At 61.4% G+C, this 23,175-nt stretch carries 20 protein-coding genes and 2 pseudogenes; 16 read left to right on the forward strand and 6 right to left on the reverse strand.

Going from position 1 to position 23,175, the window contains the following annotated elements; genetic code table 11:
- The first annotated feature begins 35 nt into the window (after positions 1-35).
- From M2397_RS22275 to M2397_RS22345, 15 genes and pseudogenes are all read left to right on the forward strand, one after another.
- Positions 36-1,139: a YCF48-related protein gene (locus M2397_RS22275; RefSeq protein ID WP_259244419.1), complete on the forward strand. Its 1,104-nt coding sequence runs from the start codon at positions 36-38 to the stop codon at positions 1,137-1,139.
- Between the two features lie 4 nt (positions 1,140-1,143).
- Positions 1,144-3,672: an RND family transporter gene (locus M2397_RS22280; RefSeq protein WP_259244420.1), complete on the forward strand. Its 2,529-nt coding sequence runs from the start codon at positions 1,144-1,146 to the stop codon at positions 3,670-3,672.
- A 126-nt stretch (positions 3,673-3,798) separates the two neighbouring features.
- The gene (locus M2397_RS22285; protein WP_259244421.1) at positions 3,799-4,998 is read left to right on the forward strand and encodes an MFS transporter; all 1,200 of its coding nucleotides are present in this window, start codon (positions 3,799-3,801) and stop codon (positions 4,996-4,998) included.
- 48 nt (positions 4,999-5,046) lie between these two features.
- The gene (locus tag M2397_RS22290) at positions 5,047-6,087 is read left to right on the forward strand and encodes an aromatic ring-hydroxylating dioxygenase subunit alpha (protein WP_259244422.1); all 1,041 of its coding nucleotides are present in this window, start codon (positions 5,047-5,049) and stop codon (positions 6,085-6,087) included.
- Positions 6,084-7,037 (forward strand): PDR/VanB family oxidoreductase, encoded by a 954-nt coding sequence (locus tag M2397_RS22295; RefSeq protein ID WP_259244423.1) that lies wholly within the window; start codon positions 6,084-6,086, stop codon positions 7,035-7,037. The genes M2397_RS22290 and M2397_RS22295 overlap by 4 nt, the downstream gene beginning before the upstream one ends.
- Positions 7,038-7,100: 63 nt before the next feature.
- Positions 7,101-7,673 carry a cupin domain-containing protein gene (locus tag M2397_RS22300; protein WP_259244424.1) on the forward strand — a complete coding sequence of 191 codons (573 nt, stop codon included), beginning with the start codon at positions 7,101-7,103 and terminating at the stop codon, positions 7,671-7,673.
- Positions 7,670-8,662 (forward strand): fumarylacetoacetate hydrolase family protein, encoded by a 993-nt coding sequence (locus M2397_RS22305; protein ID WP_259244425.1) that lies wholly within the window; start codon positions 7,670-7,672, stop codon positions 8,660-8,662. Before M2397_RS22300 ends, M2397_RS22305 begins: the two co-directional genes overlap by 4 nt.
- Positions 8,653-9,660, forward strand: coding sequence for an NAD-dependent epimerase/dehydratase family protein (locus tag M2397_RS22310; RefSeq protein ID WP_259244426.1), 1,008 nt, complete (start codon positions 8,653-8,655; stop codon positions 9,658-9,660). Before M2397_RS22305 ends, M2397_RS22310 begins: the two co-directional genes overlap by 10 nt.
- Positions 9,647-10,432, forward strand: coding sequence for a cyclase family protein (locus tag M2397_RS22315; protein ID WP_024074559.1), 786 nt, complete (start codon positions 9,647-9,649; stop codon positions 10,430-10,432). The genes M2397_RS22310 and M2397_RS22315 overlap by 14 nt, the downstream gene beginning before the upstream one ends.
- A pseudogene (locus M2397_RS22320) lies at positions 10,429-11,160 on the forward strand (FadR/GntR family transcriptional regulator). The gene M2397_RS22315 and the pseudogene M2397_RS22320 overlap by 4 nt, the downstream one beginning before the upstream one ends.
- Entirely contained in the window at positions 11,157-12,107 is a 951-nt protein-coding gene (locus M2397_RS22325; RefSeq protein WP_259244427.1) for a LysR family transcriptional regulator, read from the forward strand. Before M2397_RS22320 ends, M2397_RS22325 begins: the two are co-directional and overlap by 4 nt.
- A gap of 99 nt (positions 12,108-12,206) precedes the next feature.
- Positions 12,207-13,217, forward strand: coding sequence for an ornithine cyclodeaminase family protein (locus tag M2397_RS22330; protein ID WP_259244428.1), 1,011 nt, complete (start codon positions 12,207-12,209; stop codon positions 13,215-13,217).
- A gap of 28 nt (positions 13,218-13,245) precedes the next feature.
- Positions 13,246-14,262, forward strand: a complete 1,017-nt coding sequence (locus M2397_RS22335; protein WP_259244429.1) for a dihydrodipicolinate synthase family protein — start codon at positions 13,246-13,248, stop codon at positions 14,260-14,262.
- 16 nt (positions 14,263-14,278) lie between these two features.
- On the forward strand, positions 14,279-15,748 hold the full coding sequence (locus M2397_RS22340) for an NAD-dependent succinate-semialdehyde dehydrogenase (RefSeq protein ID WP_259244430.1): 1,470 nt from the start codon (positions 14,279-14,281) through the stop codon (positions 15,746-15,748).
- Between the two features lie 316 nt (positions 15,749-16,064).
- Positions 16,065-17,198 carry an FAD-dependent oxidoreductase gene (locus M2397_RS22345; protein WP_259244431.1) on the forward strand — a complete coding sequence of 378 codons (1,134 nt, stop codon included), beginning with the start codon at positions 16,065-16,067 and terminating at the stop codon, positions 17,196-17,198.
- 47 nt (positions 17,199-17,245) lie between these two features.
- Here M2397_RS22345 and M2397_RS22350 read toward each other — a convergent pair whose 3' ends face one another.
- The gene (locus M2397_RS22350) at positions 17,246-17,980 is read right to left on the reverse strand and encodes an EthD domain-containing protein (RefSeq protein ID WP_259244432.1); all 735 of its coding nucleotides are present in this window, start codon (positions 17,978-17,980) and stop codon (positions 17,246-17,248) included.
- 421 nt (positions 17,981-18,401) lie between these two features.
- On the opposite strand from M2397_RS22350, the pseudogene M2397_RS22355 reads away from it, so the two are divergent.
- A pseudogene (locus M2397_RS22355) lies at positions 18,402-18,696 on the forward strand (DUF3100 domain-containing protein); the annotation flags it as partial.
- Here the strand turns inward: M2397_RS22355 and M2397_RS22360 are convergent.
- The 5 genes from M2397_RS22360 to M2397_RS22380 form a co-directional block, all read right to left on the reverse strand.
- Complete coding sequence (locus M2397_RS22360; RefSeq protein WP_259244503.1) at positions 18,638-18,853, reverse strand: hypothetical protein; 216 nt, start codon at positions 18,851-18,853, stop codon at positions 18,638-18,640. The pseudogene M2397_RS22355 and the gene M2397_RS22360 sit on opposite strands and share 59 nt — an antisense overlap.
- Complete coding sequence (locus tag M2397_RS22365) at positions 18,780-18,989, reverse strand: hypothetical protein (protein ID WP_259244433.1); 210 nt, start codon at positions 18,987-18,989, stop codon at positions 18,780-18,782. The genes M2397_RS22360 and M2397_RS22365 overlap by 74 nt, the downstream gene beginning before the upstream one ends.
- A 64-nt stretch (positions 18,990-19,053) precedes the next feature.
- Positions 19,054-21,468 (reverse strand): TonB-dependent receptor, encoded by a 2,415-nt coding sequence (locus M2397_RS22370; RefSeq protein WP_259244434.1) that lies wholly within the window; start codon positions 21,466-21,468, stop codon positions 19,054-19,056.
- A gap of 100 nt (positions 21,469-21,568) precedes the next feature.
- A complete protein-coding gene (locus M2397_RS22375; RefSeq protein WP_259244435.1) occupies positions 21,569-22,546 on the reverse strand; it encodes a FecR domain-containing protein in 978 nt (325 codons plus the stop codon).
- Positions 22,547-23,062 (reverse strand): sigma-70 family RNA polymerase sigma factor, encoded by a 516-nt coding sequence (locus M2397_RS22380; RefSeq protein WP_090404572.1) that lies wholly within the window; start codon positions 23,060-23,062, stop codon positions 22,547-22,549. It abuts the gene before it with no gap.
- Positions 23,063-23,175: the final 113 nt, after the last annotated feature.

Here is a 23,175-nt window from a genome sequence, read left to right on the forward strand (position 1 = left end):
GCCCTTGGGATACGAGTATTTGTCCGAGGTAGGTTATGAACAGAATCCGTCAGGCGAGCGCGTTGCTCTTGGTCCTGTATTTGCCCTTCGCCACGAGCGAATGCCTGGCCGGCTCGGCTGCGGTGGGCGTGCCGCTCAATACCCCGGCCATGCGGGTACCGGCTGCGCAGAACGCCGTATTGATCGATCTGGCACGGGCCGGCAAACGTCTGGTGGCCGTGGGCGAGCGCGGCCTGGTGCTGCTCTCCGACGACAATGGGCAAAGCTGGCATCAGGCTTCGGTACCGGTTTCGGTCAGCCTGACGGCGGTGCGGTTCGTGGATGCGCAAAAGGGGTGGGCGGTCGGTCATGCGGGCGTGGTGCTGGCGACTCTGGATGGTGGTGAGCACTGGACGCTGCAACTCGATGGCGTGCGTGTTGCACAGTTGGAACTGGACGCCGCCAAGGCGGACCAGATCACCGCAGCCGACCCGGATGCCGCCCTGATACGGGTACAAAATGCTGAGCGTCTGGTCGCCGATGGTCCAGACAAACCCTTTCTGGCGCTGGAGTTCGTCGATGCACGCCGCGGGTTGATCGTCGGTGCCTACGGTTTGGCGCTGCAGACCACCGATGGTGGCGCCACCTGGCAGTCGCTAATGGGGCATATCGCCAACCCGAACGGGATGCATTTGTACGCTATCAGTCGGCAGGGCGGGCGTTGGTTCCTGGCTGGCGAGCAGGGCTACCTGGCGCGCTCGGACGACGATGCGCTGTCGTTCAATCAGTTGGAAAGCCCTTACGAAGGCAGTTTCTTCACACTGCAGAGTCGTGTCGATGGCGCGCTGGTGGTCGCCGGCCTGAAGGGTAATGCCTTTATCTCCGAAGACGCTGGCGCAAGTTTCCAGCGTCTGTCGGTGCCCGCCCCCATCACGTTCAACGACGCCACCCGCCTGGCCGACGGCCAACTGCTGCTGGTCAACCAGGGTGGCACGCTGTTTCGCAACAGCGAGCAGACCGGGGCGGCGCTGCTGCCACTGGGCAACTCCTTGGACAAGCCTGTTTCAAGTGTGATCGAGGCCGCCGATGGCAGCCTGATCGTTGCCGGTTTCACCGGGCTGCAGCGTCTTGCGCAGCCAGCCACTGCCGCTTCGGAGTGAGGTTATGACGTCCCCTGGTAAGTTTTTCCAGTCCCCTGCGAATGCGTTCGATGACTTTGATCCGCGCTCCGGCTCGGTGCTCGAACGAGCATTGTTCAATCACCGGCTGTGGGTGTTGCTGCTGTGCCTCGCGACCACGCTGGTGCTGGGTTGGCAGTCCAGCCGTGTTGAGCTCAATGCCAGTTTCGAAAAAATGATCCCCACCCATCACCCTTATATCGCCAACTACCTTGAGCACCAGAAGGAGTTGAGCGGGCTGGGTAATGCGGTGCGCATTGCAGTGGTCAACAAGCAAGGCGATATCTACGACAGCGCCTACCTCAAGACCCTGCAGGCATTGAGCGACAAGATCTACCTGCTGCCCGGTGTCGACCGTGCGTACATGAAGTCACTCTGGACGCCAGCCACACGCTGGGTGGCGGTGACAGAAGCTGGCCTGGAAGGTGGGCCAGTCATTCCGGATAACTACGATGGCGGCGCAGCGAGCCTTGCGGCATTGCGGCGCAACGTGCAGCTGTCCAACGAAATCGGTCAGTTGGTGGCGTTCGACCAGGCATCGAGCATCATCCAGGTACCGCTGTTGCAGCGGACCCCCGACGGCAGACCATTGGACTACAGCCAACTGTCGCAACAGTTGGAATCGTTGCGCAGCCAATACCAGAGCGACAGCATCGATATCCGCATCACCGGTTTCGCCAAGAAAGTCGGAGACCTGATTGCTGGTCTGCGGCAGATCCTGATCTTCTTCGCCGTGGCGATCCTGATCACCACGATCGTGCTGTATTGGTACACGCGCTGCACTCGCAGCACCCTGTTGGTGGTGTTCTGCTCCTTGGTGGCAGTGGTCTGGCAGCTCGGCTTGCTGCCGCTGCTGAATTATCAACTGGACCCCTACTCGGTGTTGGTGCCGTTCCTGGTGTTTGCCATTGGCATGAGCCATGGCGCCCAGAAGATGAATGGCATCATGCAGGACATCGGGCGCGGCATGCATCGGGTGGTCGCCGCGCGCTTCACGTTCCGCCGTCTGTTCCTCGCCGGCCTCACCGCGCTGCTGTGTGATGCGGTCGGTTTCGCGGTGCTGATGATCATCAAGATCCAGGTGATCCAGGACCTGGCGATGATCGCCAGTATCGGTGTGGCGGTGCTGATCTTCACCAATTTGATCTTGCTCCCTATCTTGCTTTCCTATGTCGGGGTCAGCGGCCGCGCTGCGCAACTGAGTCTGAAAAGCGAGCACGCCGAACTAGCCGGCCACAATCGCCACGGGTTCTGGCGCTTCCTCGACCTGTTCACCCAGCGCCGGTGGGCGGCGTTGTGCATAGCCGTGAGCCTGGCGCTGGCGACACTCGGTTTTGTGGTCAGCCTGCAATTGCAAGTGGGTGACCTGGATGCGGGCGCGCCCGAGCTGCGGGCCGACTCGCGTTATAACCAGGATGATGCATTCCTGACCCGGCATTACGGCGCCAGCAGCGATCTGTTCGCGGTCATGATCAAGACCCCCGCCAGCGCCTGTTCGCGCTATGACATCTTGAACAAGGTAGACGCCCTCGACTGGCAGTTGCGTACCTTGCCAGGGGTGGACTCGACCAATTCCCTGGCACTGCTCAACCGCCGCATGCTGGTTGGCCTGAGCGAAGGCAGCCCGAAGTGGTATGAGCTGCAGAACAACCAGGCAATGCTCAACATGGTCACCGCCGGGGCGCCGCGCGGGCTGTACAACGAAGACTGCAGCCTGCTGACGCTGTACGTCTACCTCTCCGACCACAAGGCACAAACCCTGAACCGCCTGGTGGATCACGTCGAACAATTCGCCGCGGCGAACAATACCCACGACGTTCAGTTCCTCCTGGCCGCTGGCAATGCCGGGATCGAGGCCGCGACCAACATCGTCGTCAAGCAGGCCAATCGCGAAATGCTGTTCTGGGTCTACGGCGCGGTGATCCTGCTGTGCCTGATCACCTTCCGATCCTGGCGCGCCACGATTTGCGCGGTGATTCCGCTGATGCTCACGTCGATCCTCTGTGAGGCGCTGATGGTCTGGCTGAACATCGGCGTCAAGGTCGCGACCTTGCCGGTAATCGCTCTCGGTGTAGGTATCGGCGTCGACTACGCGCTGTACGTGATGAGCATTCTGCTCGGTCATATGCGCCAGGGCACAAGCCTGTCGCAGGCGTATTACCGCGCACTGCTGTCCACCGGCAAGGTGGTGATGCTGACCGGTGTGACCCTGGCGATCGGCGTAGCGACCTGGATGTTTTCGCCGATCAAGTTCCAAGCTGATATGGGCGTGCTGCTGGCCTTTATGTTCGTCTGGAACATGGTGGGTGCGCTGGTCCTGTTGCCGGCCCTGGCCCACTTCCTGTTGCCGAGCAAGCGGGTGAGTAAGGAGCCGGCCGAGGCCAAACCCAGCCATTCGACGAGCTTGCCGCTGATGCCTGCCGTAGCCGAGGAGGGGGCTTGCGTGAAGCACTCGCTACGCCTGACTTCAGAGCGCGATCAAACGATAACAGACGCCAATCCCGTCGCGTCATAACAACAAGAAAGGACGTTCCCATGCCTCGTGTGCATTTGTTCCAGCGGTCCCTATGGCTTGACCTTTTCGCCGGTCTGAGCGCCTTTGGCATGGCGTTTTGCGCGGCGCAACCTGCGGAGGTGCACGATGAGCGTTGAGCGCCAGGCAGGTTTGCCACAATCATTGTTGCTGTTGCTCGGCAGTTGCCTGCCAGTGCTCGGTGCGGTGCTGCTGGCCCCCGTCCTGCCGCGTATGCAGGAACACTTCGCCGACACACCGGGTGTGGCCGTGCTGGTGCCCATTGCCCTGACGCTTCCGGCGTTGATGATTGCGTTGTTGGCACCCGTGGCCGGGATCATCGCCGACCGACTGGGGCGCAAGCCGTTGCTGATCGTTGCGATGGTGCTCTACACGGTCTGTGGCGTACTGCCGCTATGGCTGGAGTCGCTGGAGGTCATCGTTATCAGCCGCGCCGGCATCGGCGTGGCCGAGGCGGCGATCATGACCTGCTGCACCACGATGATGGGTGACTACTACAGCGGCGCGCGACGTGAACGCATGTTCGCGCTGCAAATGGTCGCGACCTCGTTATCGGCGGCGATCTTCATTGCCGTCGGTGGGGTGCTCGGCGAACACGGCTGGCGTACCCCATTTGCGCTGTATGGGCTGGGGCTGGTGTTTCTGCCACTGATGGTCTGGTTGCTGTGGGAGCCGCGGGCACGGGTCGTCACCGCGACAACAGTGAGCAGGGCATTCCCCTGGCGCCCGCTGGCACCGTTGTATGCCCTGGCATTCCTGGCGGGCTTGAGCCTGTTCATCGTGCCGGTACAAGTCGGTTACCTGCTTAACCTGCTGCATGTCGAAGGCTCACAGCAGATCGGCCTGACCATGGGCGCCAGTCAGTTCGGCGTACTGGTCGGCGCCCTGAGTTTCCGTCTGTTTCGTGGTGTCCCTGCGCACCGGCAGATGCTCCTGGCCTTCGTCGCGGCCGGTATCGGCGGCGGGCTGCTGGCGGTGGCCGACAGTCACGGGCTGGTGGTGATCGCCGTCCTGATCAACGGCCTGGGCATCGGCCTGATGATGCCGACCCTGCTCACCTGGATCATGAGCCAGGTCGACTTCCAGCAGCGCGGCCGCGCCGCCGGGGGCTTTACGTCGATGTTCTTTGCCGGTGAGTTCGCCAGCCCGCTGGTGGTGCTGGCGATCACCGGAGGAGTAATCGGCGCCTTGCCAGCGGCATTGGGGATCGTCGCGGGCGTACAGCTGGTGGTAGCCCTGGCCTGTCTTCGGTTGCGTGGCAGCGGTTCTGGTTTTCCCACTGCGGTGGCCGCAGACCCTGAGCACTGACCTGCCCATTCGACGTTTCAACAAAATAAGAACAACGAGGAGAACATCATGAGTTATTTGCTCAACACCTGGTACATCGCTGGATGGGCGGACGAGCTGGCGCAAGGTGGCATGCTGGGCAGAACCATCGTCGAGCAACCCATCGTGTTCTTTCGCGATAGCCAGGGTGTGATTCAGGCGCTCGCCGATCGTTGCCCGCATCGTTTTGCCCCGCTGCACATGGGCACGATTGTCGGTGATAGCGTTCAGTGCCCTTACCACGGCTTGCGTTTCGATGGCAGCGGCCAATGTACGCACAATCCCCATGGTGATGGGAGTATCCCCAAGGCCGCCTGTGTTCGTGCGTTCGCGGTCGCTGAGCGCCATGGGGCGATCTGGGTGTGGCCTGGCGATCCGAGCCTGGCCAACGATGCACTGATCCCTGATTTTTCCTTCTTCGAGCAGGCGCCGACCGATGCCAAGGGCCACGGGTATTTGCCGACGCGCGCGCATTACGAGCTGTTGGCCGACAACATCATGGACCTGAGCCACGTTGATTTCCTGCACCCCGATACGCTCGGTGGCGGTGCGTTGTCACGCACGCGCGCCACCATCGAAGAGTTGCCCAATGATCGCGTACGCATCAGTTGGTGGGCGCCCGATGATGTCCCCCCGCCGGCTTTCGGCGCTCACCTCGAAGACCCGACCCGGGCAGACGTATGGGCCGAAGTCATCTGGCACGCACCCGGCCTGATGTTGCTGGGCAGTGGCGCCACGCCTCCAGGGCGTCCCAGGGAAGAGGGGCCCGTGACTTGGAACCTGCATCTGATGACACCGCAGGACGCGACGAACACCCATTACTTTTTTGCCAATACGCGCAGTTTCGAGCAGGACAATGCGCAGCTGAATGCCTTCGTCCAGGACATGTTGATCGGTATTTTTGCCGGTGAAGACAAACCCATGGTCGAGGCTCAACAGCGCCAGATCGGCGAGGTTGAACTGCTTGGCCTTAACCCTGTGTTGCTGCCCGTCGATGCTGGGGCGGTGCGTTGCCGACGGGTTTTGCGTCGATTGATTGCCGCTGAGCAGCTAGTGGGTGTCCCGAGATGATCGATGTCATTGTGACCCGCAAGCGTGGCGAAGCCGAAGGCATCTACAGCTTTGAACTCGCCCCGGCCGAGGGCTCCACGCTGCCTGCTTTCAGTGCTGGCTCTCATATCGACGTGCACCTGCCCAATGGCCTGGTGCGCCAGTACTCGCTGTGCAATCACCCCGAAGAACACCACCGCTACCTGTTGGGCGTGTTGCTCGACCCGACGTCTCGCGGCGGTTCGCAGGCCATGCACGAGCACGTACACGAAGGTAGCCGGCTGCGCATCAGCGAGCCGCGCAACCTGTTTCCGCTTGAGCATGGGGCGGGGTACAGCGTGCTGTTCGCGGGCGGTATCGGCATCACGCCGATCCTCTGTATGGCCGAGCGCCTGGCGGGGATCGGCGCGCCTTTCGAGCTGCATTACTGCGGTCGCTCGGCCGGGCGTATGGCCTTTATCGAATATATCCGCCGTTCGACATTTGCCGATTGCGTGCAGGTTCATCTGGACGATGGGGAGGAGGCCCAGCGTCTCGACGCCGTTCGGGTTTTATCCGGGCCCGCCGCCGACCGTCACCTGTACGTCTGTGGCCCCAACGGTTTCATGGAACACGTGCTGGGTACGGCGCGCGCGCAGGGCTGGGCCGAAGCGCAACTGCACCGTGAATACTTTACCGCCGCCGCTGTTCCGGCGGGTGAGGCGGGCGGGTTCGAGGTGCAACTGGCGAGCACCGGGCAGTGTTTCCAAGTGCCTGCCGCGCTCAGCGTTGCCCAGGTGCTGCTGGAGGCTGGCATCGACATCCCGCTGTCTTGCGAACAGGGCATCTGTGGCACCTGCCTCACGCGCGTACTGGAGGGCGAACCGGAGCATCGCGACATGTTCTTGACCGATGCCGAGCGGGCCCGCAACGACCAGTTCACGCCTTGCTGCTCGCGTGCGAGGAGCGCGCGGCTGGTGCTCGATCTTTAAGGTTTTTACATAGATTCATCGTTACCCGCTGGCGCGTTTCGCCAACTGATTGAGGACTAGAACATGCAACAGCTTCCTGGTTTCAAACGTGTGGTCACCGGGCACGATGCCCAGGGCCAGGCAGTGGTCGCGCTCAGCGGACCAACGCCGAACAGTTTTCCGCTCAAGGCTGTACCCGGCACGGTCTTCCATGAGATCTGGAACAGCGGCGCCAGCCCGGCCGTGCTGGATAACGGCGACGACCCCACCAACAAGCCGCTTCAACTGAGCCCCGCACCATTGGGCAGTGTCATCCGCGTGGTGGATATTCCCCCGGACAGTGTGCAGAACCAGGTCAGCGCGGAGGATGCCGCGGCGGCCTTCGCTGAAATCGGCCAGGCCCATGCCGGTACGGGGCAGGCGGATTCCAAACACAAGCTGATGCACCGCACCGAAACGCTCGATTACGGCGTGGTCACGGAGGGCGAGGTCTGGCTGGTGCTGGATGGCGAGGAGGTGCATCTCAAGCGCGGTGACATCGTCGTGCAGCGAGGCACCAACCACGCCTGGAGCAATCGCACCGAGCAGATGGCACGCATGCTCTTCGTCCTGCTTGATGGCCGCTTTGCCCCCGAGCTGCAAGGAGATCAGGTATGAAACTCAGTACCCTCAAGAATCACAGCCGCGACGGTCGCCTGCTGGTGGTGTCGCGTGACCTGGCCTGGGCGGTGGATGCCAGCGATATTGCGGCGACGTTGCAGGATGCCATTGAACGTTGGTCGAGCGTCGAAAACGTTCTACGCGCGCGCTACGACGCCTTGAATGGAGGCACGCTGGCCGATGCCTTCGCTTTCAATCCGCAGCAAGCCGCCGCACCCTTGCCACGTGCCTGGCAGTGGCTGGATGCGTCGTCCTTCCTCAGTCATGGCGAGCGGATGCAGAAGGCTTTTGGGCTTGACCCAATCGAAGGCGTTGAACATACGCCGCTGATGTATCAGGGCTGCGGCGACGATTTCCTGGGCGCCCACGACGACATCGTGCTGCCCAGTGAAACCCACGGTATCGATTTCGAGGGCGAGTTTGCGGTGTTGGTCGATGAGGTCCCCATGGGCTGCTCGGCGCAAGATGCCGTCGACCATATTCGGCTCATTGTGCAAGTCAACGATGTCAGCTTGCGTGCGCTCGCCCCTCGTGAAATGAAGACCGGCTTCGGTTTTATCCAGGCCAAGTCCTCGTCAAGTTTTGCCCCGGTGGCTATCACCCCTGATGAGCTGGGCGAGGCCTGGCGCGACGGGCGTGTGCACTTGCCGCTGAAGGTTGAATGGAATGGCAAGTGGTTCGGCCATGCCCAGGGTGGCGCCATGCATTTCGGCTTTCACCAGTTGATTGCCCATGCGGCGCTGACCCGGCGCCTCAGGGCGGGCTGCCTGATCGGTTCGGGCACCGTTTCCAATGCCGACCCCACGGTTGGCGCTGCCTGCATCGCCGAACGTCGCGCCGTTGAGATGATTGAGCAAGGTGTGCCACAGACCTCCTTCATGCGCTTCGGTGATCGCGTGCGCATGGAAGTCTTCGACCTGCAAGGGCAGTCGGTCTTCGGGGCGATAGACCAGCGTGTCGTGTGCGGGGGTCTCCCATGCGCGTGATGATTACCGGGGCCAATGGTTTTGTCGGCCGGGCGCTGGTCAAGCGATTGCTTCAAACCAATGAATTGCAAGGTCGGGCGATCAGTGCGTTGATCCTTCTGGATAAAGAGTTGGTGGGGTTTACTGACGATAAGCGCCTGCGCCGGCATTGCGGCAGTGTGACCGATGCCGCGTTGTTGCGCCGCGCGCTGGCCGATGGCATTGATGTGGTTTTTCACCTGGTCAGCATCCCGGGTGGGGCTGCCGAGCATCACTATTCATTGGGCTATCAGGTCAACCTGCTGGCGAGCCTGGAGTTGCTTGACCAGTTGCGCGAGCAGCCTGGCGCGCCGGTGCTGGTGTATGCCAGCAGCGTAGCGGTCTACGGCAGCGACCTGCCGGCGCGCATCGATGAGCGTGCGGTGCCGCACCCGCAGTTGAGTTACGGTGCGCACAAGGCGATGGTGGAAATGGCGATCAATGACCTTGCCCGACGAGGCGAGGTAGATGGTCGTGCCGTGCGCCTGCCTGGCATCGTTGCCCGTCCACGTGAACCCAATGGACTGCGTTCGGCGTTCATGAGCGACCTGCTGCACGCCTTTGCCGAAGGCCAGCCGTATTGCTGCCCGGTTTCGCCGCAGGCGCAGGCATGGTGGATGTCCGTGCGGTGTTGCGTGGATAACCTGTTACGGGCCGCCGAACTGCCGGCCGCCCAGCTCGGCGAGTCACGCGTCTGGCAACTACCGCTGTTGCACCTGTCCATTGCCCAGGTCATCGATGCCCTGGCCGCTGCCTACGGCCAGGAACGCCGCTCGCTGATCAGCTTCGCGCCGGATGCTGGGCTGCAATCGTTGTTCGGCAATTTCCCTGCGATGAAAACGCCCCAGTCCCGTGCCCTTGGCTTTCGTCATGACGGCTCTGCCGGCGCCTTGATACGTAACAGTTTGAACGCTGCCTCCCCGACGCGTCGTGCGCGTGGGCGGGTGGCGTTAGGAGTGAGCGAAAATGCAATCAACTAAACGCCGCCTGGTCGACCTTTCCGTTACCCTGGACAACAACCCCTACACCGATCCACCGCCGTTGCTGCCGAAAATCGACTACATGGACCATCAGCAAGGCTGGCCGGAGATGGCCGCGATGTTCCCCGGCCTGTCCAAGGCGCAACTGCCCGGCGACGAATCCTGGGCGGCTGAACGCCTGCAGATCACGACGCACAGCGGTACACATATGGACGCCCCTTGGCACTATGCCTCGACCACGGACGGTGGCAAGCCGGCTTTCGGCATCGACGAGTTGCCGCTGGACTGGTGCCTGCAGCCCGGCGTGAAACTGGATTTTCGTCATTTGCCTGATGGCCATGTGGTCAGCGCCGCCGAAGTGCAAGCTGAGCTGGCGCGGATCGACCATGTGCTCCAGCCGTTGGACATTGTCCTGGTCAACACCCGTGCGGGTGCGCTGTTCGGTCAGCCAGGGTATCTGGACGCCGGGGTCGGTATGGGCCGCGAGGCTACGTTGTACTTGCTCGAGCGCGGCGTGCGCGTGGTCGGCACCGATGCCTGGAGCTGGGATGCGCCGTTCAAGTACACACGCGAACGCTTCGCCGCCACGGGCGATGCCTCGATCATCTGGGAAGGGCACAAGGCTGGACGTGATATCGGCTACGGTCAGATGGAGAAACTGGCCAACCTGGAATGCCTGCCTGCCCATGGTTTCCAGGTGTCCTGTTTCCCCTACAAGATCAGGCACGCTTCGGCCGGTTTCGTCCGAGCCGTGGCGATTTTCGAGGCGTGAGCGTGCCGGCGGCCGCTGGAAAAAAGCGCAGGAGCCTGTCCCAGGGGCTTGAGGCGCTGCTGTCAGGACACATTCTTGAGGGGCGACTGCGTGGCGGTGAATAGTTGCCCACTGAGTTGGCCCTCATGCTTGAGCATGGGGTCAGTAGAACCGTTGTGCGCGAGGCCATGTCGCGTCTACAGGCTGCTGGAATGGTTGAAACACGCCACGGGATAGGGACGTTTGTGCGGGGCAGCGCCCTGTCGCTTGGGGCATTCATCGACCCGGCTACCCTCGGCATCCTCAATGATTCGCTGGCGATCATGGAGTTTCGAATCGGTCTTGAGGTAGAAGCTGCCGGGCTGTGCGCCCAGCGACGCAGTCCGGATCAGTTGGCCGGGCTACGGGGGCTTCTCGACCAGCTCGGACAGCCAGCCGTCAGTGTCAATGATAGGGCCGCGTTGGATTTCCAGTTCCATCTGAGCATTGCCCAGGCGACAGGTAATCACTACATCGCCAATACACTGGCCAACCTGGGCGTAATCATCATTCCGCGCAGTCGATTGGATTCTGCGCGTCTGTTTCATGATGAGCCTTTGCGCTATGAGCTGCGCATGCAAAGCGAGCATGAACAGATATATCAGGCGATCCTCAATCAGGACGCTGAATACGCGCGCTCAGCCATGCGCCTGCATCTTCAGGACAGTCGTGAGTATCTGCATCAGGCACGCCAAGAGTTGATGCCATGAAGGACCTTCAGAGTGTCGACGTACCTGGCAATGGCTCGCACTCTCCGGCAACAGCGCTGACCATCATCGATCCTCGCTGGACGTTGTTCGTGCGTGTCGTGGCGGCTGGAAGTCTCAGCAAAGCCGCCGTACTGCTGGATATGCCTCAGTCCATGGTGAGTCGCAATATTGCCTTGCTCGAGTCGCAATGTGGCGAACGCCTGTTTCATCGCACCGGGCGTGGGGTGGTCCTGACCGAATTTGGAGAGCAACTGCTGCCTTGCATATCGGAGCTTCTTGCGGACGCTGAAGGCCTTGCCGATGACATTCGCAACCTGCGTGGAAAACCGGTGGGCGAGGTGGTCGTGGGTATGTTGCCTTCTGCGGTACGCCGGTTTGCGGGGACGCTTTTTTCTGCGGTGCGCGCGCAGATGCCAGGCGTGAGGTTGCATCTGATCGAGGGCGCGAGCGCTCAACTCGAAGAGCAGTTGCACGATGGTCGTCTGGATATGGCGCTGGTGCTGCGAGAAAGCGAGGCAAGCATCGGGCAAGCCCACCTGCTGGCCAGGCTACCGCTGCATCTGGTGGGGCCCGCCGTTGATCCTCTGTTCGTCAATCGAGATATTGCGTTAAAAAATCTATCGGGGTTGCCATTGGTCGTGCCTGGGCGACCGCATTTGTTGAGGGCCAGGCTCGACCATCTGGCCACCGAGCAAGGCGTGGAGTTGTGCGTTGCCGTGGAAGCCGACTCGGTCCAGCTCCAGTACGAAGTCGTCGCGGCAGGCGGCGGCTATGCGATTGCCTCTGTGCTGCCGGGCTCGCTGGATCAACGACTGATTTCATCGCGCATTATCGAGCCTGTGCTGGAGCGCTTTGTCGTGCTGGTCGAGTCGCCCCGTCGCCCTTTGACCCGTGCTTCCCGTGAAGTGCGACGGCTGATCTGCACTCTGTCCATGCCATCGATTTAAGCGATAGCTGCTTTGCATCCCCAGCAGTATTCGGCGGGGTGGGCGCCTCGTAGGGTGTCAGTCAACTAACGACTGATCCCCGATTGCGAGGTTAGCGCTATGCATCACGCCCAAAAGTCCCAAGTCATTGCCCCGACGCTTTTTCTCAGCGACGTCGATGTGGCCTCGCTCGCCGACTGGAGTGTCGCCGTGGCGGCGCTCGCCGAGGCGTATGCACGTCCTGCATCGGATGCCATGGTGCCGCCTCGCTCCATGGCCCGGGGCGACGGTATCTGGCTGCGCAGTTTGACCGCTGTACCACCTACTGGCGGCCATATGGGCTGCAAGCTGATTGCTGCATCCACAAGGGCACGTTGCGCCAGCTATCTGATCGCGTTGTTCAATCAGCAAACCATGGCGCTCAGTGCCCTGATCGATGGCAATCGGGTAACGGGGTTGCGCACTGCTGCAACTGCTGCGCTGGCGGTCGATTTGCTGGCGCCCCAACGAGCGCTGCGGGTGGGCGTGATTGGTGCCGGATTTGAGGCGCGTGGCGCGCTTGACTGCCTCAAGTCCGTGCGCAATGTCGCCCAGGTCAGGGTGTTCAGTCCAACGCCTGCGAGCCGTGAGCGGTTTGCTGAAAGCTTCAGGCCAGGGCTGGATATCCAGGCGGTGAATACCGCGCAGGAGGCCGTTCAGGACTGTGATGTGGTGATTTGCGCCGCCCGCAGTCGTGACGAGTCTCCCGTTCTGCAAGGGGCGTGGCTCCCTGCAGGCGTCACTGTCGTGTCATTGGGTTCCACCTTGCCTGAGCAACGGGAGGTTGACCCGGTCACGATGGAGCGAGCGGTCTGCATCGTCGCGGATATGCCGCAAGAGGTACTCCACGATACGGGTGACGCCATTGCTGCGATCAGTGCCGGCGTTTATGTCGCCGACAAATTGGTCGCGCTGTCGGACCTGGTGGCGGGGCGTGTCAACCCGCGCCAGAACGCAAGCGACATCGTCCTCTACAAATCGGTGGGCTCGGCGCTGCAGGACGTCGTCATCGCACAGGCGCTATACGAGCGCGCCAGGCAACAAGGTCTCGGCATCGAGCTGGCTGCCAGCATTGTCCCTGTCTCGAAATAACCCCTCCACTGCTCGAAGGAAAATCATCATGGCTACATACAAGAAAGCGGATGCCCGTGCCTGGGCGCAGGAAAACCTGGTGGGCTGCTCGGCGGTCACCATCCCAAGTTTCAGCGCTGACCTGAAGCGTCTCAATGAGCGTGGCATACGCCACGACATCGAACATACGGTGGGGCTGGGCTACAGCGCCACGTTGCTGTGCAGCGAACTGGCAATCTCGGCCCAGGAGAACGCCCAGTTCACCGCCTGGGCCCGTGAATCCGGGAAAGACCTGATCCTGTTCTTCCACGCAGCCTTCGGCACCCTGGCTGAGAACATCGAAGCGGTGAAACTCGCCGAGAACGCCGGTGCCGACATCGTCCTGCTCTCTTATCCGCCACAGTTCTGGCCGACCAGCGAGCAGGAAATCTACGACTACACCAAGGCATTCTGTGACGCCACGGACCTCGCCGTCATGCTCTTCCCGATTCCGCTCTGGGGCTTTGAACGAGTGCATCCAGCGGGTATGTCGCTGGAGTTGGTCCGCCGCTTGTTGGCCGATTGCCCGAACATCGCCGCCATCAAGTCCGAGCAAGGATTCCCATTGCCGGCGGGCATCTGCGAGATGTACCACCACTTCCGTGACCAAGTGGTGATCAGTTGCCCGATCGAAGGCGACGCAATCCCCCTGATGAGCCTGATGAAGTTGCAGTTTTCCGGCACCAGCAACACCGCCTGGATGAGCGACTACTACCCGAAAGCGTTCGAACTGGCACGCACGGGGCGCTTCGAAGAGGCGATGGAGTTGTATTGGAAGGTCAATCCGGCACGCAGCGCCAACGGCGCCGCCGCGCAAAGCTATGCCGGCGGCACTGGTGTGCTCAATCGCACGATGTGGAAATACCAGGATTGGCTCGCCGGCTTCAACGGCGGCCCACTGCGTGCCCCGGCGATGCGCGTGCCGGATCGCTTCATGAAGTCGCTGCGTCAAGGGTTGGTCGCGTCGGGGTTGCCGGTGACTTCGGATCCTGACAGCGCGTTCATGATCGGGCGTCATCCGTGCTGATCGGGAGGGTTGCACAGTGAAGCATTTACTTAAGGATCCCACGCTGTGGCGTGACGGTGCCTATATCGCCGGTGAGTGGCTGGCCGAGACGCCGCACGGTCACTACACACTGCGTAATCCGGTGGACCAAACGGTGCTGGCCGAGTTGCCGCGCTGCCGTGAAACTGAAGTCCGGCACGCCATCGACGCGGCGCATGAGGCCTTTGGCCCATGGCGTCGCCTGACGGCCAAACGCCGTGGCGAGGTGTTGCGCCGCTGGTATGAGTTGATGGTTGAACATCGGGAGGACCTTGCCACGCTGATTACCCTGGAGGAGGGCAAGCCTCTGGAGGAGGCACGGGGGGAAGTCGATTACGCGGCGTCTTTTGTGCGCTGGTTTGGCGAAGAAGCCACACGGGTGCGCGGTGATCTGATTCCGGGCGTAAAAGACACTCAGCGCATTGTGGTACTGCGCGAACCCATCGGGGTTTGCGCCGCGATCACGCCCTGGAACTTCCCCGCTGCGATGATTACGCGCAAGGCCGCTCCGGCCCTCGCGGCCGGTTGCACGATGGTGGTGAAACCGGCCAGCCAGACACCCCTGACCGCGCTGGCACTCGCCGAACTCGCCCTGCGCGCGGGGGTGCCGGCGGGTGTGTTCAGTGTGATCACGGGCAATGACACCCGCGATATTGCCGGTGAACTCACGGCCAACCCCTTGGTGCGCAAGCTCACCTTCACCGGGTCCACCGAAGTAGGCCGGTTGCTGCTGGCGCAAGCGGCACTGACGGTCAAGAAATGCTCCATGGAGCTGGGCGGCAACGCCCCGTTCATTGTCTTCGATGATGCTGATCTGGATGCTGCCGCTGACGGGGTGATGTTGGCCAAGTTTCGCAACGGTGGGCAGTCCTGTATTGGTGCGAACCGGGTGCTGGTGCAGTCAGCGGTTTATGACGCATTGGCCGAGCGCATCGTCGAGCGCATGGCACGCTTGAAGGTGGGCAATGGCCTGGAGCCGGGTGTACAGGTCGGGCCGTTGATCGATGACGCAGCGGTTCGAAAATCCCAGGCGCTTGTTGATGATGCGCTGGCGCAAGGGGCCCGGCTGCTGTCCGGCGGCAAGCCCCACGCGCTGGGCGGATGCTTCTTCCAGCCCACGTTGTTGACTAATGTGACTCATGGGATGCGGGTCGCTCGCGAAGAGATCTTCGGCCCGGTCATGCCACTGGTGTGTTTTGACACCGATGACGAAGCCATTGCCATGGCCAACGACAGCGAGTTTGGCCTGGCGGCGTATTTGTTCAGCCGTGACGCGGCGCGTATCTGGCGCAACGCCGCACGCATCGAATCTGGCATGGTGGGCATCAACTGCGGCTTGATTTCAAATGAAGTCGCGCCTTTCGGTGGCGTGAAGCAGAGCGGGCTTGGGCGAGAGGGTTCACACCTTGGGATCGACGAGTTTCTTGAGGTGAAGTACCTCTGCTGGGATGGCTTGGAAAGCGTGTGAACAACCGTCGTTAAAGGCCGGTGGATGGCGGTTCGTGTGAGCCGTCGTTCGTCGGCTTTTGTATTTGTTCTGCCGCAAAGGCAGGCACCCCGAGCAATGCCCCCGGCTTACCTGCGAGACCCATCGCCGCCAGCGATACCTCGGATTGTGCAAAGCGATTTCAGCGCTGATATCCGATTCGATAGTCTCGTGGCTGATCCGGCATTTTCCGTCGGCATTCCATGTTCCTGCGGCATTGACGCGATAGCGCCGCAGAGCTCGTCGGGTGCGCCATGCAATGTCTGCCCGAGTGAATAAGAATAATTAGGAGAGCGTGATGATTGCAGCAGTCAACAAGGTCCTGGTGATTGGGGGAGGGTTCTCCGGTATGACCGCGGCTATCCAGCTCGCCCGCCAGGGCGTCGAAGTGGACCTCGTCGAAATCGATCCATTGTGGTGTCCTTTGGGGGCGGGGATTACGCTCAGTGGGCCCACGCTGCGAGCGCTTGATACGGTTGGGATTCTGGAAAGGGTCGCTGGGGAAGGGTACCTGTCGACCAATTTCGATGTGTTTTCACCGGCGGGCGACCTGATCGTGCAATTGGCGCTTCGACCGCCGGTCAGCGATAAACCAATTCCCTGTGGTGGCGGCATTCTGCGTCCGGTACTGGCTCGAATATTTGCCGACAGGACGCGGGAGGTGGGGACCCGTGTGCGCCTAGGCATCACCTACGACAGCGTCATCGAGCATGACGATGGCATTGATGTGTCTTTCACCGACGGGACCACTGAACGCTATGACCTGGTCGTCGCCGCTGACGGCGTGCATTCGCGCACGCGAAAGGAGTTTTTCCCGCAAGCACCCTCGCCAAAACCCATTCATCAGAGCGTCTGGCGCGCGGTGTTGAAGCGTCCGCCGGAAATCGTGCGCCCCACTCATTGGCTGGGCCGCACTAAGGTTGGCGTCAATCCGATCTCTGAAACGCACATGTATATGTTCCTCATGGAAAACCGCGAGTTTTCCGAGTGGATCGATCCGGCCAGTTGGCCGGGTGAAATGGCGCGCCTGCTGAGTGAGTTCCCAGCCCCGATCCTGCAAACGCTGGTGCCCCAACTGTACGAAGCTGGCGCCAATATCGACTATCGCCCACTGGCCAATCTGTTGGTGCCGTTGCCCTGGCACAAGGGCCGTATCGTGCTGATCGGCGACACGGTGCATGCCACCACGCCGCATCTGGCTTCCGGGGCTGGCATCGGTATTGAGAGCGCCATCGTGCTTGCCGACGAATTGCTCGCCAGTAGCAATCTACAGACGGCCTTGAGCCGGTTCGAAGCGCGGCGCTGGGAGCGTTGCCAACTCGTGGTCGAGAACTCCGCGCGCCTGTGCGAGATAGAAAAAAGTGGTGGGGACAAGGAAGAGCATGCGCAGATCATGCGCGAGTCTACTACGACGTTGGCTGAGCCAATTTGAGTGATCGCGACCCTTCAGTTGGAGGAGAAGGGTCGCGATGCAGACCTCTATGAGCAGTGATCGAAAATGACGACCTCTTTGACGTAAGCGAAAAAAGACGCCGATGTCAGCGCCACGCCGTCCTCGGCAAGTTTTTGAAACAACGCACGCTGATACTGCCGAAAGGTCGAAAAGTCCGCTTCATTTTCAAACCACAGACTAGAGGCACCTTCGTATACGTTGATGTTCGGTCCGAAATAGGCCGTCACCTTGTCGCCCTCGGGCAGGTACCGGGAGCGAACATACCGGCGTAGGGCGTTCTGGAAGTCGGGCTGTTCGCGGGTAATGCTCTCGTGAGCTGCGTCCCAAGCGTCGAAAAAACGATCGAGCGCCATGGCTGGATTCTTCTTCAGCAGGATCATCACCTTCCATGGGAGAGGCGCTGTAGCGGTGCTAGCCGTCTCCACTTCATCCATCAATTGAGCGAGCTGCTCGGAAAGGTCAGCGAAGTTCTTTGCATCAGGGCCGACTGTTTGCTGGGTATAGGGATCGCTGAAGGTGTGAATCAAACCTGGCACGTCTTCAAAAAACAGCTCCGTAATGGAGTCTTTGTGGAAGGACTGTACGTAGGCACTGTCGGCGTCAACGCCGAACGCCGCGTCGATGACATGGTTCTGCACGTATCGTTTGACGCCTAACGGTTTGGCTTGAGCGATTGCTCCGTGGGTGTGTTCCACATAGTTTAAAAACTCGGCGTGCGTCATTCCGGGTTTTCTGCGTACGGCGGCAAGGATTTTTATCATGAGGCGTTCTCGCTTTTGGCAGGATTAACGGGGCTTGAACCTTAAATGCACTTCGTGCGGTTGTTATTCATCTGATTGTTTTTCAACACCAAAATATAAGGCCAGGTTTGTCCCGCAAACCAATCGGTATTCGTGTTGGCAGGTATCGCACAATGACATGCTTGATGAGCGCTGAGCTTGTTCGGCTATTGCTCATTGCTGCGGGCTGTCTGTCTTGGAACAGGAAAGTATTTTCGTGCTTTCGCAACGCCCCCGGAGACGCTGCTGAGACGGTCTTCTCAGAGTTCACCCAGGCGCAACGATAAATAAATATCTTGTTATTGGTGCAGGGTCACACGGACCACATACTCGGTTCACGCTCGCGACGTGGCGAACGCCGTTTGGATATCGCTGCGTTGCAACACTCGGTGATAACCGAGCAGTGTCCGCTACAAAAAACTTTATATCTGGGCCGCCGTTATTTTCGTCTGTGCCGAACTGATCGGTTCGCTCAGCATTCCCCTGGATCCAGGGAGGGTCGTGCTTCTTCCTATGGTATGGGCCTTGCTGATCGGCGCTGCCGTAGGGATTGTCAGCAAGCGCGTGCCCGGAACGATTGGCATCGATACCGCGCTCAGGTGTGCGCCGCCTCAATCCTGCAGCCGGCTTTGCAGATTTTCATTGCCAAGCTCGGCTTGGTGGTGGGCGGGTCATTGCCGGTGGTGTTTGCGTCCGGTTGATGATGCACTTGACCAAGGGGGCGCGCTCGACGGCACAGAATTCCTCGATCAGCGACTCGATCAGCTCTGGGCTGAGGGCGTTACGGACCTCGGGGCGGTTGAGTACCGAAGTGGCGACGCGGTTTTCCACCGTGCGATTGATAAGGTCGGACATGGGTGTGCCCGAGCAAATCGGTGACGGTGCTGCGCGTTGCCTGCGGCTCGGCCGCCGTTGACGGCAGTGCCAACCCCAACAAACCCGCAAGCAGCAGACCGGCGAAGACGTGGCTGCGTCGAACAATGGTAACCATGGTTAAAGCCTTTGCAGTGGTCGGGCCGGGTGGCGGTGCAGTTAGCCGTGCCGGGCCGAAGGTTTCAGAAATCGACCGTGGTCGACAGTAGAAGGGTGCGTGGCGAGCCTTGAGAGAACGCACCATAGGAAGCGACGCCCGACCAATACTCACGGTCGAACACGTTCTGTACCGTGGCGCGGAAGGTCGTCGGCCGCTGGGCGATGCGCGTGCTGTAGCGCACGCCCATGTCGAAGCGAGTCCAGGGGGCCAACTGCTGGGTGTTGGCCTGGTTCACATATTGGCTGGCGGTGTACAGCGCCCCGCTGGTCAGCGTCAGCCCCTCGACCCAAGGCACGTCCCACTCGGCCCAGAGGTTGGCTTGCACCTTGGGCACCCCCACCGGGGTGTTGCCCCGGTTGGCCGCAACCGCGCTTTTGGTCAGTTGTGCATCCAGCAGCGTCACCCCGCCGAGTAGGCGTGTGCCTTGTCCGGCCTCACCGGATATGTTCAGCTCCAGGCCCCGGTTGCGCTGTTCGCCTTGAACCGCAAAGGTTGTGCCTGACAGCTCGCCGCTGGGTTTGGTGATCTGGAACAACGCGAGTGTGGACATCACCGTGCCGTAGTCGAGCTTGACCCCGACCTCATGCTGGCGTGAGACGTAGGGGGCAAAGATCTGGCCCGCATTCGAGGCTGTGGCGGGAGCGATATCGCCTTTGCTCAAGCCTTCCAGGTAGTTGTAGTAGAACGACACATGCTCCCAGGGCCGGACAACTGCGCCGAACAGCGGCGTGGTCTTGCCGTCGTCGTAAGCTGTGGTCGCCGTACCCGCCGCGTCGTAGTTGTTGGAGCGGATGGTCTGTTTGCGCAGGCCGGCAGTCACCTGCAGGCGCTGATCGAGCATCGACAAGGTGTCGGCAACCGCGACGCCGGACAATTCGGTCGCCGAGACTTTAGGCGCGGCCGGCGTGGCAATGTCGACCTCGGGCCGGGAGGTAGGGTGGTAAATGTTCGACAGGATCGGCGGGCCGGAAATAATGCCGCGCGACAACTCATCGCGATAGCGCGTGACTTGCAGCGTGGTGCTGTGGCTGATCGGCCCGGTGTCGAAACGCAGTCGGGCACCGGTGTCGACCGTGTAGCGCCGGACCTTGAATGTGTAATAGCCGGGGATCGACGAAGTGTCGCCGGCGGTGTTGATGATGGTCGGGGTCTGGTCGGAAAGACGTGCCACGTTCGATTTCCCACCGCCGGCATGGGCAAACAGGGTCAGTGCGTCGTTCAGGTCATACTCGCCCCCCAGCAATGCTGATCCGTCGCGAGTTCTGGACCACCCCCACGCCTGGCTGACATTGGTACGCCCGTTGGCGGCGTGGAGAATCGGCACGCCGGGCGCGATCAGGAAAGGCCGTGAAGCCGCGTCAAATTGCTCTTGCTGGGCGATCAGGTCCAGGCTGGTACGCAGGCGATCACCCTGGTAATCCAGGGCGATGGCACTGACCCCGACATCCCGCGATTGCTTGTCGATGACGGTGTCACCCTGCTGCACGCGGCCGTTGACGCGCACGCCGAATCGCCGGTCCTCGCCAAACCGCCGACTCAGGTCGATGTGGGTGCCCAGTTGCAGGTCCTGGGCATAGGTGGCCGTGACGCGGGTCAGGTCGTCGTCCAGGGAGCGCTTGGGGACCACGTTGATCACGCCACCGACGGCGCTGTTGGGGGACATGCCGTAGAGGAGGGCGCCAGGGCCTTTGACCACTTCGATGCGTTCGGCGTAGTCGGTGAATACCCGGTAATTGGAAGCCACGCCGTACACACCGTCGAACGCCAGTTCCCCGAGGTTGCCTTCACCCACCGGAAAACCACGGATAAAGAATGAATCGACGATACCCCCCGTCTGGCCGGTGGAGCGAACCGAAGAGTCGCGCTCCAGCACGTCGCCAACGGTGGTCGCCTGCTGGTCTTTGATCAATGACGCGGTATAGGTGCTGATGCTGAACGGCGCGTCCATCACATCCGTATTGCCGAGCAGGCCGAGACGCCCGCCCTCGGCTACCTGGCCGCCCGGGTACACCGCCGGCAGGCTATCGGTATGTTTTTGCGCCGCCTCCACCGTGGTGGCCGACAGTGTCAGCCGGCGCAGCACCAGGGTGTAGCTGCCATCGCTGCGCAACACCATCTCCAGGCCGCTGCCTTCGAGCAAACGCGTGACGGCCTCCTGCGTGGAGTAGGTCCCGTTCAGTTCGGGGCTGGTCAGCCCCTCCGTGATCGACGGCTGGAACGACAGGGCAATGCCGGCATCCACGGCAAAGCTTGAGAGCGTCGCGCCGAGCGGGCCGGGGGCGATGTGGTAGGCCTGCACAGCGACCGCGTCCAATTGGGCCGGTGCACCCGCCAATGCCGGCGGGCACATGGCACCGGCCAGCAGCAGGCTAAGCACGACGCCCTGCACCATCGGTTTGAACGGACGAGCTGGACGCAGGGGCCGTGCTACAGGCATGAAAGGATGACCCATGGACGAGAGGAAAAGGCTGTTCCTGTCTTTGCCAGTCGAGATCGAAAAAAGTATCACCCCGGTCGCCGTTTATTTTTGCGTGAGATCAGGCGGGCGACAGGGTGACCCAATAACCGCGCAAATGACTGTTCGCCAGCACCGGGTAGGTGTGCACCAGCATGCTTAAGGTGCGATTGGTATCACTGATCGGAAAGGCCCCGGAAATGCGCAAGTCGGCGATGGCCGGATCACAGCGCAGGAAACCTCTGCGGTAGCGCGTCAGTTCCGCGACGAAATCCGCCAGGCGCATCTTGTCGGCCATCAACATGCCTTGGGTCCATGAGCCGATGTAGCGATCGGTCGGCGCCAGCTCACCAAAGGTCTGTGAGGAGAAGTCGGTGCGCTGTCCGGCGTTGACGATCAGCGGCGGGGTCTGGCGGTTATCTGCCAATATCACGCTCACCGCGCCGTCGATGACCGCAAGACGCGTGCGTGGGCTCACTTCACGGACGGTAAACCGTGTGCCCAGCGCCTGCATACGCCCCTGGGGGGTGCTGATCAGGAAAGGCCGGGGCAGGCGGGCGGTGTCCACGGCGGTCTGCACCAGGATTTCGCCTTCGCGCAGGTGAATAAGCCGTTGGCGCTCGTCGAATATGACGTCGATGGCGGTAGCGGTGTTCAGGGTGATACGCGAGCCATCGGCCAGGGTCAGTTCGCGGCGCTGGCCAACGTCGGTGCGGTAGTCCGCTGACCATTGCTGCGATTGCGCCAGCTTCCAGCTCCCCCAACCCGCGGGCGCCACCGCCAGCAGGATCGCCAGCTTGCCCATTGCAGCACGACGTTCAGGGCTGTCTGGCCGGTCCAGCGCCGACATCGCCAGGGAGGGCGGCAGGCCGCCGAACTTGCTCTGCAGCAATTGCGCACGTGACCAGGCGCGATCCCGCTCCGGGCTGCTGACCCTCCAGCGCTCCCATTCGGCGTGCTCGTGCTCGCTCAGTTCGCGTTCGCTCAAGCGCATCAGCCACTCGGCGGCTTCTTCGAGTACCTGCGGGTCCAGCGGCGGCTCCTTGCGCAGACCGAGCATTCACTCCACCAGCATCAGGCACTGTACGAAGGCCTGTTTCATGTAGCGCTTGACGGTGATCAGCGATACACCCAACTGCTCGGCGATGTCGTCGTACTTGAGGCCGTTGATCTGCGACAGCAGGAAGGCGCGCTTGACCAGTGGCGCCAGGGTATCGAGCATGGCGTCGATTTCGTGCAGGGTTTCCAGCACCATGAAGTGCGCTTCGGGCGACGGCGCTTCGTGGGCAGGCACGTTCGCCAGTGCATCCAGGTAGGCGCGTTCGAGTGCCTTGCGCTGGTACCAGTTGACCAGGATGCCCTTGGCCACGCAGCTCAGGTACGCCCGTGGCTGGTCAATCACCGTGACCTGTGATGCGAGGATCCGGGTGAAGGTGTCCTGGGCCAGATCCGCCGCATCCATGGCGTTACCCAATTTTCTCTTCAGCGTGGCATACAGCCAGCCGTGATGCCCGCTATACAGGGCCTCGATGGCGCGCAGGTGATTGAGGTGATTCGCGGAAGAGGTTTCGCTCATGGCGGCAGATTTGTGTAATTGAGAAGTATTCTTAATGCTAGTTGACAAACCGACGCGAGCGCAAGCGTGATCATGTCCGGTGATCAGGCGTGTGACATGCGTATCAAGGCGTT

It is taken from the genome of Pseudomonas sp. BIGb0381 (assembly GCF_024809815.1).
Lineage (GTDB): Bacteria > Pseudomonadota > Gammaproteobacteria > Pseudomonadales > Pseudomonadaceae > Aquipseudomonas.

Coding starts and splice junctions, on each gene's coding strand:
- M2397_RS22275 (WP_259244419.1), top strand. CDS start 36: ATGAACAGAATCCGTCAGGCGAGCGCGTTGCTCTTGGTCCTGTATTTG.
- M2397_RS22280 (WP_259244420.1), top strand. CDS start 1,144: ATGACGTCCCCTGGTAAGTTTTTCCAGTCCCCTGCGAATGCGTTCGAT.
- M2397_RS22285 (WP_259244421.1), top strand. CDS start 3,799: ATGAGCGTTGAGCGCCAGGCAGGTTTGCCACAATCATTGTTGCTGTTG.
- M2397_RS22290 (WP_259244422.1), top strand. CDS start 5,047: ATGAGTTATTTGCTCAACACCTGGTACATCGCTGGATGGGCGGACGAG.
- M2397_RS22295 (WP_259244423.1), top strand. CDS start 6,084: ATGATCGATGTCATTGTGACCCGCAAGCGTGGCGAAGCCGAAGGCATC.
- M2397_RS22300 (WP_259244424.1), top strand. CDS start 7,101: ATGCAACAGCTTCCTGGTTTCAAACGTGTGGTCACCGGGCACGATGCC.
- M2397_RS22305 (WP_259244425.1), top strand. CDS start 7,670: ATGAAACTCAGTACCCTCAAGAATCACAGCCGCGACGGTCGCCTGCTG.
- M2397_RS22310 (WP_259244426.1), top strand. CDS start 8,653: ATGCGCGTGATGATTACCGGGGCCAATGGTTTTGTCGGCCGGGCGCTG.
- M2397_RS22315 (WP_024074559.1), top strand. CDS start 9,647: ATGCAATCAACTAAACGCCGCCTGGTCGACCTTTCCGTTACCCTGGAC.
- M2397_RS22325 (WP_259244427.1), top strand. CDS start 11,157: ATGAAGGACCTTCAGAGTGTCGACGTACCTGGCAATGGCTCGCACTCT.
- M2397_RS22330 (WP_259244428.1), top strand. CDS start 12,207: ATGCATCACGCCCAAAAGTCCCAAGTCATTGCCCCGACGCTTTTTCTC.
- M2397_RS22335 (WP_259244429.1), top strand. CDS start 13,246: ATGGCTACATACAAGAAAGCGGATGCCCGTGCCTGGGCGCAGGAAAAC.
- M2397_RS22345 (WP_259244431.1), top strand. CDS start 16,065: ATGATTGCAGCAGTCAACAAGGTCCTGGTGATTGGGGGAGGGTTCTCC.
- M2397_RS22350 (WP_259244432.1), bottom strand. CDS start 17,980: ATGATAAAAATCCTTGCCGCCGTACGCAGAAAACCCGGAATGACGCAC.
- M2397_RS22360 (WP_259244503.1), bottom strand. CDS start 18,853: ATGTCCGACCTTATCAATCGCACGGTGGAAAACCGCGTCGCCACTTCG.
- M2397_RS22365 (WP_259244433.1), bottom strand. CDS start 18,989: ATGGTTACCATTGTTCGACGCAGCCACGTCTTCGCCGGTCTGCTGCTT.
- M2397_RS22370 (WP_259244434.1), bottom strand. CDS start 21,468: ATGCCTGTAGCACGGCCCCTGCGTCCAGCTCGTCCGTTCAAACCGATG.
- M2397_RS22375 (WP_259244435.1), bottom strand. CDS start 22,546: ATGCTCGGTCTGCGCAAGGAGCCGCCGCTGGACCCGCAGGTACTCGAA.
- M2397_RS22380 (WP_090404572.1), bottom strand. CDS start 23,062: ATGAGCGAAACCTCTTCCGCGAATCACCTCAATCACCTGCGCGCCATC.